General features: G+C 46.9%; 14 protein-coding genes. 12 read left to right on the top strand and 2 right to left on the bottom strand.

All coding sequences use genetic code 11. From position 1 onward, the window contains the following. Positions 1 to 37: 37 nt before the first annotated feature. The 5 genes from ACDJ58_RS21875 (at position 38) to ACDJ58_RS21855 (ending at position 4,206) form a co-directional block, all read left to right on the top strand. Positions 38 to 772, top strand: coding sequence for an alpha/beta hydrolase (locus ACDJ58_RS21875; protein WP_413372903.1), 735 nt, complete (start codon positions 38 to 40; stop codon positions 770 to 772). A 105-nt stretch (positions 773 to 877) separates the two neighbouring features. Beyond that, complete coding sequence (locus ACDJ58_RS21870) at positions 878 to 1,633, top strand: exodeoxyribonuclease III (protein WP_113053596.1); 756 nt, start codon at positions 878 to 880, stop codon at positions 1,631 to 1,633. Between the two features lie 269 nt (positions 1,634 to 1,902). Beyond that, complete coding sequence (locus tag ACDJ58_RS21865) at positions 1,903 to 2,886, top strand: alpha/beta fold hydrolase (RefSeq protein ID WP_413372901.1); 984 nt, start codon at positions 1,903 to 1,905, stop codon at positions 2,884 to 2,886. 50 nt (positions 2,887 to 2,936) lie between these two features. Then, on the top strand, positions 2,937 to 3,083 hold the full coding sequence (locus tag ACDJ58_RS21860) for a hypothetical protein (RefSeq protein ID WP_413372900.1): 147 nt from the start codon (positions 2,937 to 2,939) through the stop codon (positions 3,081 to 3,083). A gap of 145 nt (positions 3,084 to 3,228) precedes the next feature. Further along, entirely contained in the window at positions 3,229 to 4,206 is a 978-nt protein-coding gene (locus ACDJ58_RS21855; RefSeq protein WP_371121655.1) for a diaminopimelate dehydrogenase, read from the top strand. A 184-nt stretch (positions 4,207 to 4,390) separates the two neighbouring features. Here the strand turns inward: ACDJ58_RS21855 and ACDJ58_RS21850 are convergent, their stop codons facing one another. After that, complete coding sequence (locus tag ACDJ58_RS21850) at positions 4,391 to 5,245, bottom strand: pentapeptide repeat-containing protein (protein WP_413372898.1); 855 nt, start codon at positions 5,243 to 5,245, stop codon at positions 4,391 to 4,393. Positions 5,246 to 5,448: 203 nt separating this feature from the next. Next, complete coding sequence (gene gdhA, locus ACDJ58_RS21845) at positions 5,449 to 6,825, bottom strand: NADP-specific glutamate dehydrogenase (protein WP_413372897.1); 1,377 nt, start codon at positions 6,823 to 6,825, stop codon at positions 5,449 to 5,451. A gap of 388 nt (positions 6,826 to 7,213) precedes the next feature. Between gdhA and ACDJ58_RS21840 the strand changes: the two genes are divergently transcribed. The 7 genes from ACDJ58_RS21840 (at position 7,214) to ACDJ58_RS21810 (ending at position 13,253) form a co-directional block, all read left to right on the top strand. Continuing rightward, complete coding sequence (locus tag ACDJ58_RS21840; RefSeq protein WP_413372896.1) at positions 7,214 to 7,687, top strand: GreA/GreB family elongation factor; 474 nt, start codon at positions 7,214 to 7,216, stop codon at positions 7,685 to 7,687. Further along, a complete protein-coding gene (locus ACDJ58_RS21835; RefSeq protein WP_413372895.1) occupies positions 7,677 to 8,183 on the top strand; it encodes a cation:proton antiporter regulatory subunit in 507 nt (168 codons plus the stop codon). Before ACDJ58_RS21840 ends, ACDJ58_RS21835 begins: the two co-directional genes overlap by 11 nt. 3 nt (positions 8,184 to 8,186) lie before the next feature. Then, positions 8,187 to 9,392: a cation:proton antiporter gene (locus tag ACDJ58_RS21830; RefSeq protein ID WP_413372894.1), complete on the top strand. Its 1,206-nt coding sequence runs from the start codon at positions 8,187 to 8,189 to the stop codon at positions 9,390 to 9,392. A 321-nt stretch (positions 9,393 to 9,713) separates the two neighbouring features. Continuing rightward, on the top strand, positions 9,714 to 10,673 hold the full coding sequence (locus ACDJ58_RS21825) for an alpha/beta hydrolase (protein WP_413372893.1): 960 nt from the start codon (positions 9,714 to 9,716) through the stop codon (positions 10,671 to 10,673). 100 nt (positions 10,674 to 10,773) lie between these two features. Next, positions 10,774 to 11,700 carry an NADP-dependent oxidoreductase gene (locus ACDJ58_RS21820; RefSeq protein WP_413372892.1) on the top strand — a complete coding sequence of 309 codons (927 nt, stop codon included), beginning with the start codon at positions 10,774 to 10,776 and terminating at the stop codon, positions 11,698 to 11,700. Positions 11,701 to 11,803: 103 nt separating this feature from the next. Then, entirely contained in the window at positions 11,804 to 12,433 is a 630-nt protein-coding gene (locus ACDJ58_RS21815) for a type 1 glutamine amidotransferase family protein (protein WP_413372891.1), read from the top strand. An 82-nt stretch (positions 12,434 to 12,515) separates the two neighbouring features. After that, positions 12,516 to 13,253 (top strand): cyclase family protein, encoded by a 738-nt coding sequence (locus ACDJ58_RS21810; protein WP_413372889.1) that lies wholly within the window; start codon positions 12,516 to 12,518, stop codon positions 13,251 to 13,253. Positions 13,254 to 13,272 lie beyond the last annotated feature (19 nt).

Raw genomic sequence — 13,272 nt, 5'->3', positions numbered from 1 at the left:
CAAACCAGATTTGAAACAGGAGGGAAGGGTTCCATACATGAGTAAATGGGTACAGGAGTCGGTTAATGGCTGGACGCTCCATCTGCTGCTTCCGCCATCTTACACAGAGGGAAATCGCCATTACCCGGTCGTTTATATTCAGGATGGAGGTGCGGTAGCCAAAGCCTGCAGCAATCTGCTGGATCATTTTTTTCGCTCCGGAAAACTGCCTGAATTGATTTTGGTCGGTATTGAACCTCACAATCGCAACGATGACTACACGCCATGGCCGGTACCAGCGCTGCATGCATCCTTTTCGGCCTTTGGCGGTCAGGGAAGCATATATCTGAAGGCGATAACTGAGCAGCTGAAACCGTATGTGGACTCGTCTTTCCGTACTCTTGCAGATTCAGAGAATACAGGTATACTTGGCTGTTCGCTCGGTGGGCTGATCTCTCTGTTTGCGGCGATGGAATTCCCTCATATCTTTGGAAAGGTTGGGGCGTTATCGGCCTCTATGTGGTATGAAGGTTTCCTCGATTATATGAGTGACTATTCCTGGGCTGAACGCCACGGGTTGAAGCTGTATATGTACGTTGGGAGTCTGGAAGGTGTGTACAAGGCTAATGCTCAAGCACAAATGCTGGAAAATACACGTTCCGCGTGTCGCATGATTCTGGCCCAGGGTTATCCTGCTGAGCGGCTGAATTACGTGGAGGAAGAGGGCGGGACGCATGATCTTTTGTTTTTTGCCAAGCATCTGCCCGAAGCATTATCCTGGTTGTATCAGTGAGCATATGGTTTAGGAAGCCCTCATTCTGTTTCGATATCGTCACACCTCAGCTTGTCCTTCCGAATTCGCCCATGCTATATTGGGGAGATGTGAGGAGATGAGGATATGAAGCTGGTGTCCTGGAATGTGAATGGATTGCGGGCATGTGTTACCAAAGGATTCATGGATTATTATAACGAGAGTCAGGCCGATATTTTCTGTGTGCAGGAGACCAAGCTGCAGGCAGGACAGATCGAGATGGATCTGGGAGAAGACGTATATCAATACTGGAATTATGCCGTCAAAAAAGGATACTCTGGCACAGCCGTATTTACCCGGATCAAGCCGCTATCTGTCTGGTACGGGATAGAGGAAGACAGTGAACCGGAAGGCCGAATGATTACGCTGGAGTTTGATCATTTTTATCTAATCAACGTATATACCCCCAATGCAAAGCGGGATCTGACAAGACTTCCTTACCGTTTGGAATGGGAGGATCGGTTCAGAGGGTACGTACTGCAATTGGAGCAGACCAAACCGGTTATCGTATGTGGTGACCTGAATGTAGCCCATCAGGAGATCGACCTGAAGAATCCGAAGCCCAATCTGGGCAACTCGGGATTCACGCTGGAAGAGCGAGGCAAGATGACCGATCTGCTGGCTGCCGGATATGTAGATAGCTTCCGCCATCTGTACCCGGATCGCACGGATGTGTACAGTTGGTGGTCGTACATGCCTAAGGTAAGAGAACGTAATGTAGGATGGCGGATCGATTATTTTCTGGTGTCCAATCAGCTGGCTCCGAAGGTGTCAGATGCGCATATTGATTGCCATGTAATGGGCAGTGATCATTGTCCGGTGGGTCTCACGTTGCAATTGTAGATTGCAGAGGGTATATTTTCCTTTTTACAAAATGAATATCATCAACCGCAGGTTTCCGTTATCGGGAATTTGCGGTTATTTTACGTTGTCTATATGATTATCTTCCCTTTGGTACAGGTCTCAATGGTATTTTTCATGTTGCGGGTAGGGGGTGGAACTAGACTTAGGTTGGGGAAAGAACTGGACCCGGGATCGTTCCGTTTCCACCCGTACTTGGGTAAGATTGAAGAATACATATAGAAGATGATTCGGGTAAGGGGTAGAGAACGATGAAGAAGGGGTTACGGAGAGGTTTAAAAGGGCTGGGTGGCCTGATGCTGGCAACAGGACTTCTGCTGCTGGTAGGTACCGCGTACGAGGCGTATCAGTCGACACAGGACATGAAATCTTATACTGCACCAGGCAAGATGTATGAGGTGAGCGGACGTAACATGCATCTCTATACTACGGGAACAGGAGATGCGACAGTTGTTCTCGCTTCAGGCTGGGGTACGCCCAATCCGTATGTTGATTTCAGCCCGCTGTATAACAAGTTGAAATCCCAGGTGAAAATTGCGGTGTATGATCGGTTCGGTTACGGGTATAGCGATTATACCGATCGGCCACGTGATATCGATACCATTACAGAGGAAATCCATCAATTGCTGCGAGTATCCGGCCAACGTCCGCCATACATCATGGTAGGTCATTCTCTCGGATCGCTGGAGACCGTGCGATTCGCACAAATGTATCCCGATGAGGTAGCTGGCATGGTCATGATCGATGGAGGGAGTCCCGAATATTACAGCACTGTGGCTATGGAGCAATCGGATTGGTATTTCGATTCAGCCCGTCTTCTGGTGAAAACAGGAATTGTGCGTACCTTGCTGCATTCGGATCGGATAACGGAATCTTTGGTCGTTAACCCGGAGCTTGTTACGGAGTCAATGAGAAAGGCAGCCACCATTTCCACACTCAAGCATGCATACAATGACAACGTGATTGGGGAGATGCGCAATTCCAAGACGAACGCAGCCCATATCCTGGCGCATAAAAAGGAATTCTCCTTCCCACTAACCATTCTGACGGCCGGTTCAGAGAAACCGAGCGAAGGCAGCCGGGCATGGCAGGCAGATCAAGCCGATTTTGCTACATGGTCCAGTCAAGGAACACAGGTCACTGTGGCACACGCCAAACACGATATTCATAACAGTCAGCCGGATATTGTCGCTAGTGAAATTTTGGAGTTGGTGAAGCGGTTCGGTGAACTATGAAGAACATGATCCAGTCAAAATATAGCAAACAGGATGAGGAGGTAGGATGGATGAAAAAGATCAGAACCGCATCAAGATTCCTTTCCTTACTCCTGGCAAGTTGTCTGTTGTCTCTAACGGTGTTGTCCGTTTCCGTCTTGTTTGCTACTTCTTCCGTGGATGCCATAGCTTTTATCCATTCGGTTGGACGTGATTAGAATAAAAGGAATATATCAGGCCTTGCTGATCTGCATGCAAGGTATTTTTATTTTCGAACTGGAAACCTGACAGTTTACATGTTATGTTATATCATTATACTAGATAAAGTAGGCAACTATAGATGAAGACAGGAGAGGATTGAACATGGTCAAAGTTGGTATCGTAGGTTACGGAAATCTGGGCAAAGGTGTAGAGAAAGCTATTACTCAAAACCCGGATATGGAGCTTGTTGCTGTATTTACACGTCGTAACCCGGAGCAGATGGTTGCAGAAGGTACAGAGGTTCGTTTCGAGCATATCTCTGCTGCTGAGCAATACATAGGCAAAATTGATGTGATGATTCTGTGTGGAGGTTCGGCAACCGATCTTCCGGAGCAGACACCTGCAATTGCAAAATTGTTCAATACGGTGGATAGCTTCGATACACATGCCAAAATCCCTGAATTCTATAAAGAAGTTAACGCTGCGGCAGAGCAAGGTGGCCACGTGAGCGTCATTTCCACAGGTTGGGACCCAGGCTTGTTCTCAATGAACCGACTGCTTGCTCAATCGATCCTGCCAGAAGGTAAAGAGTACACGTTCTGGGGTAAAGGAGTAAGCCAAGGTCACTCCGATGCCATCCGTCGTGTTCCTGGCGTTAAGGCTGGTGTGCAATACACTGTACCTGTTGAAGAAGTAATCAACAGCATTCGTGCTGGGGAGACCCCAGAATTGACCACACGTGAGAAGCATCTGCGTCAATGCTATGTAGTTGCAGAAGCTGGTGCAAATCAGGACGAGATTCGTGAAACGATTGTATCTATGCCTAACTATTTCTCGGATTACGATACAACGGTAACGTTTATTACTGAAGAGCAATTGAAGGCTGAGCATGAAGGCATGCCGCACGGTGGATTTGTCATTCGTAGTGGAGTTACAGGTGCAGGCCAGAAACAAATTATTGAGTTTGGTCTGAAGCTCGACAGCAATCCTGAATTTACAGCAAGTGTACTGGTAGCTTATGCAAGAGCCGCACAACGTTTGAGTCTGGAAGGACACAAAGGGGCTAAGACAGTATTTGATATTCCACTCGGTCACCTGTCTCCTAAATCGGCTGAGGACCTTCGCCGCGACTTGCTGTAGTCCGTTAATTCATTACCGCAGTTGTAAGTCCTGATTAATTCATATCTAAAATGTAATACAACACAAACAGCTCTTCCTTCTAAACAGAGGGACGAGCTGTTTGTGTTGTACATACGAATCAGTGCATATTCATGGTTTATGCATATTCATTTATAATTCATACTTCATCTTGGGGTAGTCTTCCCTACAGCCAGTGTGAGGGAATGTTTAAATGATCCGGCAACTTGGTATCTGCACTGCCTTTTGCCGAGTTGAGCTGGGATTGAGTCAGAAAGATGCTGCCTCTCAGATCCGCTCCACCCAGATTCGCATCCCGCAAGTCAGCCCCAATTAGATCGGTCTTTCTCATATCTGCGTTTCGTAGGTCAGCCGCTATCATTAAGGCACCTCTAAAGCTCGCTCCCCGAAGGTCAGCTCCTTTTAGATTGGCACCCAGAAAGTCTCTTCCGGTACGCTTTTTGGTCTTCGATTTGGAAGGACCCTTATCCGAAGCTGAGACCTTTGCCCGCACCATCTCGCTGGCCTGTACAAGCAGTTCGTTCACCACCGCCCGATGTGCGGGAATATCGAGACGTAATATGGCAGATGGCTCTAGATCGGTTAGTCGTTCCGTTTCCCGATATACGTCCTTCAACGCGGCATGGATGGATGATGTTTCCGGCAGCTGTAGCATTTCATTGATATAGCTCATCATCTCATGAAGCTGCTTCATGACAGGCAAGCAATCGAACATCTCAGCAGCAGATTCGGGATGATTACGCCAATCCTTGCCCGCATATGTAATTTGTGATAGTTTCTGACCAGCTCCGAAACAATCGTAGACTGTGCAACCCTTGAACCCTTTCTGTCGCAGCTGTGTATGGATGCCACAGCGGTTATCGGCACGGAGATTGGAACAGGGGGTGCCACTGGATTTATCAAAAGCAAAGTCCGATGACTTGCCATACGGCAAGGCGACACAGCATAGACCAAAACATTGCTCGCAGTCTGCGCTTAAATGCAGAGTAGCCTGATTGCTACTGAATGCTTGGTTAGTCATTTGTACACTTCCTTTAATTAAAAGACTTGCTATTTTAAGGTCAGTACAACTTTACCATTACACTGGATTTTGATCAATTCCGATATGGATCCCATGGCGATCCCGCTGCTGGATTAAACCCCATCAATGACATTAAGAATGTAAAATAACCGCCTCCCGTGATGGAAGGCGGTTTATTTATTTAGTTAGCAACTGTAAAGCAATTAGACGATACCTTGCGCGAGCATGGCATCTGCCACCTTCAGGAAGCCAGCGATGTTCGCTCCGGCAAGCAGGTTACCTGCACAGCCGTACTCATCCGCTGCCTGAACACAGCTAGTGTAGATGTTCGACATAATGTCATGCAGCTTGGCGTCCACTTCTTCAAATGACCAGGACAACCGCATGCTGTTCTGCGACATTTCAAGTGCGGACACGGCAACTCCGCCAGCATTAGCCGCTTTGGCTGGTCCAAACAGAACGCCTTCTTTATGGAAAACGTCAATTGCAGCCAGAGTGGAAGGCATATTCGCTCCTTCACCGATCGCTTTAACTCCGCCTTGCACGAGCAATGCAGCAGCCTGTTCATCGATTTCATTTTGCGTTGCACAAGGCAGCGCGATATCACAAGGGATTGACCAGATGCCTTCACAGCCTTCGGTATACACGGCATGTGGATGCTCTTTGACATATTCGCTGATCCGCAGACGATCAACCTCTTTTAATCTTTTTACTGTATCCAGATTGATTCCTTGAGGATCATAGATGTAACCAGCAGAGTCACTACATGCCACAACAGTAGCTCCAAGCTCCTGAGCCTTCTGAATTGCATAGATGGATACATTACCCGAACCGGAGACAACCACCGTGCTGTCTTTGAAGCTCAGTCCTTTGGATGCCAACATCTCCTTCACAAAGTACACGCATCCGAATCCTGTAGCTTCCTTACGTGCAAGACTTCCTCCGTACAGCAAACCTTTACCTGTGAGTACGCCAGCTTCGTGTCCACCGCTGATGCGTTTGTATTGTCCGAACATATAACCGATTTCCCGTGCACCTACACCGATGTCGCCGGCAGGTACGTCCGCATCGGAACCGATATATTTGTACAGTTCAGTCATGAAGCTTTGGGTGAAACGCATGACTTCCAGATCTGACTTTCCTTTTGGATCGAAGTCGGAACCACCTTTACCACCGCCGATTGGCAGGCCAGTCAGGGCATTTTTGAAAATTTGTTCAAACCCAAGGAATTTAACGATTCCCGAGTAAACGGAAGGATGGAAACGAAGTCCGCCTTTGTAAGGCCCAATTGCGCTGTTGAACTGAACACGGAATCCACGGTTCACTTGTACCTTGCCCTGATCATCTACCCAAGGCACGCGGAACGTAATGACACGTTCTGGCTCTACAAGTTGTTCAAGCAAGCCATTCTCCCGATATTTCGGATGAGCTGCAATGACAGGAATAAGCGAGTCCAGGATCTCTTTGACAGCCTGATGGAATTCACTTTCCTGTGGATTTCTGGCGATAACCGATTCGTAAACGGAATGAACATACTCTGCGGCAGTTACTTGAGTTGAATCCTTAGTTATAGTCGACACTTTTTCAATGCACTCCTTTATTGTGTTAAAGTCTTGGGATGGCTATTTGTATAAATTGCATAAAAGTTTGTAGTTAAATATACAGGAAACAAAATAAAAATACGAGATGAAAACCCATAAAATGTTTTTTATGACGTTATTAAAATCTTCTATGGATCTGTCATATGATGTAAAGGTTAAGTTTGGAAGCTGGATGGACGCCCTTTTTATCGTTATACAACGCAAAGTTAACGGAATAGCTGGATTAAAAAATTAGTTTTGGTAAGATGGTAGTAAGACCGCGGTATCCGTGGTTTTTTTATCTATATGAAGGAGGAGAACAACATGATGAAGAAAAACATGCGAATCAACATGGAGAACAGGGCTTGTATAGGAGGTGAGATCTATTATGAACCATAGGACCTCCTTTCAAAATTGCAGAGAAATGCTGGTGAACCAGCTCATTATATTCGGTGAAGAGAAAAGAACATTTCTCGACGCCTATTTTGACGTGCGTGATCCAGAACGTTCGCAGATGGAACGGCTGCTTGTGACCTATACGACGTGTGTGGAGAAGCTGCTCCTTGGTTCGGATGAAGCTCTGGACTCGGTGGTACTTATCGGTAGTTTGATCCGTTTTGAGTACGTTGACTTCCATACATCTGATTCATTCACCATTGTTATGCCGGATGACGCGGACCCGGATGCGGGGCATATTTCCTTCCTCTCCCCTGTGGGGCGGCAATTATTGCTTGGGCTCAAGGGAGAAGTGAGGTCGATTAATATACCGGCTGGCTCCATGCGAGTACGCATTACGGATATTACGTTAAACAATGAATCCTTGAATCCGCTGTCCACTGGGGGTGCAGATCATGCACTTTAAAGAGACGGATTTGCCGGGAATTGGACGCAAATATTGGTTGCACACACGAAGCGGTGAGCATCTGGTCATCGTCATCCATAATGATGAGCGACGTGACCTGTTTCACATGGAATCAGGCGATTCGCCTGAAGAACTGGGAGATATGGTGTCACTGGTCACACTGGATGATGATGAGGCACGTGCGGTTGCGGCTATTGTCGGTGGCATGACGTACAAACCAACCTTTCAGGATGAACGTGAAGTTATGCTGGAGGGACTGTTAATTGAATGGCTCCGTATTGAGCCGCATTCAGAGAGCATAGGAAGATCGATCGGAGAACTGAATATTCGCCAGGCAACAGGAGCAGTTATTCTGGCTGTGGTGGAGAAGAACAGGACGAAACAGTTTAATCCAGGTCCGGACTATACCTTTACCGCGGGGGCTACGGTTGTTGTCGCTGGTGAACGGGATCAGATCAAACTGTTAAAACAGTTGTTATCCAATGGACGGCTCTAGCCTATGGATATGCTCATATTCGAAGTGGGAATTGCCGTTGCGCTGATTACACTTACGGGGCTAATATCTGCAAAATTACGATTTTCGGTCATTCCTTTCTATATTCTGATTGGTATGGCTGTTGGACCGCATGCACCACAGATCGGCATTGTGGATTTGCGTTTTATCGAAAGCTCGGAATTTATTGAATTTATGGGCAGGCTGGGTATTCTGTTTTTGCTCTTTTATCTGGGACTGGAATTTTCGGTCTCCCGCCTAATGAAGTCTGGCAAAGCCATTCTGACCGGTGGCATGTTCTATGTTGGCCTTAACTTTGCTTCCGGTCTGCTACTGGGATGGTTCATGGAATTACCACTCAAAGAAACGTTGGTTGTCTGCGGAATTATGACGAGTTCCTCCACAGCCATTGTGGCTAAAGTACTCGTGGATCTGAAGCGCACGGCGAACCCTGAGACAGAGATTATTATGGGGATGATCATGTTTGATGATCTGTTCATCGCCATCCATATCTCGATTCTGACGGGGCTTGTACTTAGTGGGGCTACCTCATTCCTCAGCGTCTTGCTCGTATCCCTGTCTGCGCTGCTCTTTATTGTGCTATTTCTGATCATCGGCAGGAAATGCATCAAGTATATTGATAAGGCACTTAACATCAAGTCATCGGAGTTATTTCTGCTTACGGTTATGACGCTGCTCTTTCTGGTGGCGGGTTTCTCGGAAACGCTGCATGTGGCCGAGGCGATTGGGGCACTGATGATGGGGCTGGTTCTGGGGGAATCCAGACATGCCAGCCGAATTGAGCATCAGATTATGCCGTTCAAAGATTTCTTTGGTGCCATCTTCTTTTTCAGCTTTGGCCTGACCATTGAACCCTCGACCCTTGGCGGGGCCGTTGGAATGACCGTGATTGCCGTTATTCTGACCATTGCCAGCAACTATGGTGCGGGCATGATCGCTGGCAGACTCTCCGGGATGTCTCCACGTGCTTCTCTTAATGTGGGATTCACGCTGGTTTCCCGTGGAGAGTTCTCCATCATTATGGCGAACATCGGCAAGGCAGGAGGCCTGATGGCATCCATTCAGTCTTTTGCCGTGTTATATGTGTTGATTCTGGCAGTGCTTGGCCCGATTCTGACGAAAGAATCACCCTGGATCTACAGTCAATATGTTCGCTTGAGGAAAAGAATGAGGGGAAAAGAGACGGGATGAATTGTGCATCTGTTTTCCACGTCTTTACAGCGTAGGTTAGCACACAGATGCAAACACGTATTGAGTCCTAATCCACTGATGAACCGTACACGCCACACTGCTTGGAGTAGAGTAATTCTCTCCTTGGTGTGGCGTTTATTGTACCGGGGAATGTACCATCCCTTTATTGACAGATGTATGAAGGCTGTTATACAAAGAAGTATACTTATAGATGTATGCTTAATGAAAGGTCGTGCAATGCACGGCCTTTTTTTGGATATATAGGATCACGCTCATGCAACCTGAATGGGACTGATCTATGACAAGAGGAGAATGTACAGCATGGATAATCTGCCTTCATATCATTCAACACATCATTACTGGAAACAGTATCAGGCCTTTTTCCCGGAAGAATTCAGGCTAGGGGACCATGCGAATCCTGAAGAGGAGTGGTGGGAGTCGAACGGGGTTCATCTGCACATCGATCGTCTGCCCGCGCCCAAGTCACCGATCAAAATTCTGTTCATTCACGGAGCCGGAGGCAATGGCAGGTTGCTCGCTCCTTATGCTCGAATGTTGCAGCTCCGAGGCTATGAGGTAGTATCGCCAGATCTTCCACCGTATGGGCTGAGCTATCCGTTGCCTGGGACACGTCTCAATTATGAACTGTGGATCAAGCTGCTTGTTTCACTCGCTGATCGGGAATATAGGAAAGACGGCAAGCCGATTGTGGCGTTGGGAAGCAGCATCGGAGGCATGCTGGCTTATCACACAAGTGCACGCAGTGAGCACGTACAGGGCTTGATCGTAACGACTTTTGTGGACACGAGTGATCCTGATATGCGTGACCAGCTTGCACCAAACCGTCTGGTTAGCCGATGGGGCAAACGTATGATGGATCAGTTTCCAACTTTACTGGATCATATACGGATCTCTGTGAAGCAAGTATCACGTATGCAACTGATTACCAATAATCCGGATGTAACCCGACTTATTATGAATGATCCACACGCGGCAGCGACGCGTGTCCCACTGGAACTATTAAGAACATTTCTGAATAAGAAGCCAGAGGTAAATCCGGAACAGTTTGACCAATGTCCCGTACTGCTGGTTCACCCCGAACTGGACCCGATGACACCATTACGGTTCAGCCAATCTTTTTTTGATCGATTGAAAGTGGAAAAGGAATGCGTAGTGTTGGAGGGAGCGGGCCACTTCCCTATAGAACAGCCAGGGCTGAATGAATTGGAGGAAGCCGTGTTACGATTTTTACATAAGATTCAACTAACATCGGGGAGTTAACCCACAAGGAATCTTCAATTCGAGGGTCAAGTGAACGTCCGGGAAGGGTAATGAAGAAGGAGAGCATAACGATAATCCTATGGAAAGGCTGGGATCTCTAATGAAAGCAATTGTGATTGAAAAGTTCGGTGGAGCGGAACAATTGAAGGAAAAGGAAATGACCAAGCCGGCATGTGGAGTGAATCAGGTGCTAATCCGCATTCATGCTACTTCTGTAAACCCGGTGGATTTTAAAGTCAGACAAGGCCATATGAAAGAGGCAGCGAATTCTTTCCCACTAATATTGGGCGGGGATGTTGCCGGTACGGTGACTGAAGCGGGTTCGAATGTCGCAAGGTTCAGAGAGGGAGATCGCGTATTTGCCCGTCCTCGTCATTTCGGGACCTATGCAGAATATGTGGCTGTGGATGCGGACATCATTGCCCGTATTCCGGAAAATCTGAGCTTCGAGGAAGCAGCTGCCATACCACTAGCAGCCATGACGGCCTGGCAGGCACTTGTTGATCATGGGCGGCTTGCCAAAGGGCAGAAGGTTCTCATTCACGCGGGAGCAGGTGGTGTAGGAACCTATGCCATTCAAATTGCCAAATATCTTGGCGCTGAAGTGGCTTCCACGGCGAGTGAATCGAATGAGGAATTGCTGCGTTCGCTGGGTGTGGACCATTTTATCAATTATAAAAAAGAAGACTTCTCGGAGATTCTCTCCGGGTATGATGTCGTGCTGGACACGATGGGTGGCGACATTCAGCGTGATAGCTTCAAGGTATTGAAGGCCGGTGGACATCTGGTATCGCTTGTGGAACAGCCGGATGAAACGCTGGCTAAGGAAGCTGGTGTAACGGCCAACGTGTTCATGATGGAACCCAAAGGGGACCAACTCGATCAGTTGGCTGACCTCGCTGCTGAGGGCAAACTGAGACCCATCATTGATGAGACATACCCTTTAAGTGAACAAGGACTGCGTGAAGCGCACGAAAAAAGCGAAACCCATCATACACGCGGGAAACTGGTCATTCGAGTAGAATAGATGAGAATTAACGCTGAATGTTTCAAATTTAAAAACTTTACTGACGGAAGATGTCAGTAAAGTTTTTTTATAATAGGGGTATCGACTAAAAGGGGAGTGCACTATGCATACAAAAAAAGCATATCTTTATGTATTTGATACGATGTCAGACTGGGAGGTTGGTTATTTAATTGCTGAACTAAACTCGGGAAGGTACTTTAAAAAAGGGCTGGCGTCGATAGAGGTGGTTGCCGTTGGTGTTGATAAAAGTCCGGTAACTACCATGGGGGGATTGGAAATACTACCTCGCATTTCTGTTGATGATTGTATGTTGGAAAGTAAGGATGTGTTGATTCTTCCAGGGGGAAATACTTGGATGGAATCCATTCATGAGCCCATATTGAAAAAAGCTTCAACATCTTTGGAAAAAGGTCATGTTGTTGCGGCAATATGTGGTGCAACCGTTGGACTTGCGAGGATGGGATTGCTAGACTCCAGAAGGCATACAAGCAACGATCTGGAATATTTGAAAATGATTTGTCCTCATTATATTGGAGAGAAATACTATGAAATGGTATCGGCCGTAACGGATGATAATTTAGTTACAGCATCGGGCATAGCTCCGTTGGAATTTGCGAAGCATGTATTGAAGGTGCTAGATGTATTTACACCGGAGACTTTAGATTCATGGTTCAATCTATATCAGACTCATGAACCAAAATACTTCTTCGAGTTAATGAATTCTATCAAATAGCTGACATTTCGATATTTTCGCATGGAGTGGAATAAGATATAATAGTAACAATTTATTCCATTCTATGTATGAGGTGATTCGGATGTCCAATGAGCTCATTCAAGCGATTCAATTATTAAAAGAAAAGAAGTGGGTGGATCTGACCCATACGTTTGGGCCGGAATCTCCACATTTCTCAGCTTTTGATGCAGCATCATTCGATACGTTGTTTAATCACGATCAAGGTTTCTTTGCCCAGAGTTTCAGGTTTCCCGGTCAATATGGTACGCATCTGGATGCACCGATTCACTTTGTGCGTGATACCCGTTATCTGGATGAATTGGGGTTGAAGGAGCTTGTGCTACCGCTGTTGGTTATTGATCAATCTGTGGCTGTAGAGAGCAATCCGGATTTCACGCTGGATGTCGAGCATATTCTTGAGTTTGAAAAAGAGCATGGCGTTATTGAAGCTGGCAGTTTTGTAGCACTGCGTACCGATTGGAGCAAACGCTGGCCCAGTCATGAAGCATTCGACAACAAGGATGCTGAGGGCAACAGTCATGCACCGGGATGGTCAGTCAGTGCGCTAATGTTTTTATTCGAGGAAAGAAAAATACAGGCGATTGGCCATGAAACTTTCGACACCGATTCAGCTGTAGATTATCAAAAGAACGGGGCACTTCTGGCAGAATATTATGTACTTGCCCAGGATACATATCAGGTAGAGCTGTTAACGAATCTGGATCAGGTACCGGCCAAAGGTGCGGTGATCTTCAATATCGTACCCAAGGCGGAAAAGGCGTCCGGCTTTCCAGTGCGCTCATTTGCCATTTTACCGTAAAACAAAGTTGAACATATGT

It is taken from the genome of Paenibacillus taichungensis (assembly GCF_047302525.1).
Classification (GTDB): Bacteria; Bacillota; Bacilli; order Paenibacillales; family Paenibacillaceae; genus Paenibacillus; species Paenibacillus taichungensis_B.
Note: the sequence above shows the minus strand (reverse complement) of the source record. Positions and strands in the feature narration are given on the sequence as shown.

Coding starts and splice junctions, on each gene's coding strand:
- ACDJ58_RS21855 (WP_371121655.1), top strand. CDS start 3,229: ATGGTCAAAGTTGGTATCGTAGGTTACGGAAATCTGGGCAAAGGTGTA.
- ACDJ58_RS21810 (WP_413372889.1), top strand. CDS start 12,516: ATGTCCAATGAGCTCATTCAAGCGATTCAATTATTAAAAGAAAAGAAG.
- ACDJ58_RS21850 (WP_413372898.1), bottom strand. CDS start 5,245: ATGACTAACCAAGCATTCAGTAGCAATCAGGCTACTCTGCATTTAAGC.
- ACDJ58_RS21860 (WP_413372900.1), top strand. CDS start 2,937: ATGAAAAAGATCAGAACCGCATCAAGATTCCTTTCCTTACTCCTGGCA.
- ACDJ58_RS21870 (WP_113053596.1), top strand. CDS start 878: ATGAAGCTGGTGTCCTGGAATGTGAATGGATTGCGGGCATGTGTTACC.
- ACDJ58_RS21835 (WP_413372895.1), top strand. CDS start 7,677: ATGCACTTTAAAGAGACGGATTTGCCGGGAATTGGACGCAAATATTGG.
- ACDJ58_RS21820 (WP_413372892.1), top strand. CDS start 10,774: ATGAAAGCAATTGTGATTGAAAAGTTCGGTGGAGCGGAACAATTGAAG.
- ACDJ58_RS21875 (WP_413372903.1), top strand. CDS start 38: ATGAGTAAATGGGTACAGGAGTCGGTTAATGGCTGGACGCTCCATCTG.
- ACDJ58_RS21865 (WP_413372901.1), top strand. CDS start 1,903: ATGAAGAAGGGGTTACGGAGAGGTTTAAAAGGGCTGGGTGGCCTGATG.
- ACDJ58_RS21830 (WP_413372894.1), top strand. CDS start 8,187: ATGGATATGCTCATATTCGAAGTGGGAATTGCCGTTGCGCTGATTACA.
- ACDJ58_RS21825 (WP_413372893.1), top strand. CDS start 9,714: ATGGATAATCTGCCTTCATATCATTCAACACATCATTACTGGAAACAG.
- ACDJ58_RS21840 (WP_413372896.1), top strand. CDS start 7,214: ATGAACCATAGGACCTCCTTTCAAAATTGCAGAGAAATGCTGGTGAAC.
- ACDJ58_RS21815 (WP_413372891.1), top strand. CDS start 11,804: ATGCATACAAAAAAAGCATATCTTTATGTATTTGATACGATGTCAGAC.